The 1,224-nt window shown below is 65.0% G+C and carries 1 protein-coding gene; it reads right to left on the reverse strand.

Going from position 1 to position 1,224, the window contains the following annotated elements; translation table 11 throughout:
• The coding region (locus EP26_RS30865; RefSeq protein ID WP_043345475.1) for a hypothetical protein at positions 1 to 1,142 on the reverse strand (1,142 nt) is incomplete at its 3' end.
• Positions 1,143 to 1,224: the final 82 nt, after the last annotated feature.

Below are 1,224 nucleotides of genomic sequence, written 5' to 3' on the forward strand. Positions count from 1 at the left end.
GCGAGGTGGAGAACAGCGCCGGAGGGGAAGCGATAGGTGGCGGGCGCATCCTCATCCTCGCCCGGCTTCAACGGATCGCGCACCGCACCGCGCTTCTCCAGCTCTGCCCGGATCAGGCGCTCCGGCTCCTTTTGCACGATGGCAAGCGTCTCGCCATTGGCCTGCGCCGCCTCGACCAGCAGCACATTGACCACATCATGAACGCCCTGCGGCTTGAGCAAAGAAGTTTTGCCGAATTCGCGTGGCACCTGAACAACATACTGATGCGGCGCTTCCACCTCGATTTCGGTGACTTCTAGCTGCGGCGACCAAAACCGCAGCAGCTCGGGCCGCGTCGTGGCGCCCAGGTACAGCATGGCCGGTGCTTGCCATGATTCGTGGATATCCTCGCGCCAGGCGAGGTGGAGCATCGTGCCTTCGGCGCGGATGATGTTAACGCTGCGCGCGTCGCCGCTGTCCAGGAACGCGCCGATCATCTTGGCGAGTATAGGGCGAGCTCGGATGAACCCCTTATCCGCTGCCTCGCGGTAGGCGGCGATTGCCTCCTTCTTTGTGGTGCCCACCTTTAGCTTGACCGAAGGCTTGAGCTTCCATTCCAGCTTGGCCCACTCGGCCGCCGGGCATGTGGTGCCCATTGGCAACGTCACGCCGCTCACGGTCAACGAGTGCTGGACTGGTGCGAAGGCGTCCAAGCCCTTGCGGAAGATCTTGCCTGGAGCCTGCGGCAGCAAGCCGGCGACGGCAGCGCGGCGATACTCTGTCAGTTGTGCTGCTTCGTCTTCAGTCAGCCCCTCGGTCGGCGCGTTCGCCAGCGTGGCAAGATCAAGCTTTAGCGGCTCATCCCCCGCGCCTCGGAGCCATCCTCGCGTCGGGTCCTCATCAACGATGAGCGCGGTCGGCCGGAGCGGCTTGCCATCCTCGTCACGCGGCCAGCCGGCAAAGGGGCTGCGCGTCGCCACCTGATGCGCGACAACCCACACGTCCGCCACCTGATCCCGCTGCGCCAAGTAGCTGCATGTTGTCGCCGCAGGGCAGGCGATGCAGCCATGATTGGCGTCCAGCCCTGCCATCTGCGCTGCGTTGGGCAGTTCCGGCACGGTGCACATGGCCTTGCCCGGATTGAACGGGTCGGCCGCCTCCATGCCCCGCCAGACCCCAACTCGCAGCCCTGGCGCTTCCTGGCGGATATCAGCTGCTAACTGATCGCCCAGCTTATGGCGGGGG

The organism is Belnapia moabensis DSM 16746, from assembly GCF_000745835.1.
Taxonomy (GTDB): Bacteria; Pseudomonadota; Alphaproteobacteria; order Acetobacterales; family Acetobacteraceae; genus Belnapia; species Belnapia moabensis.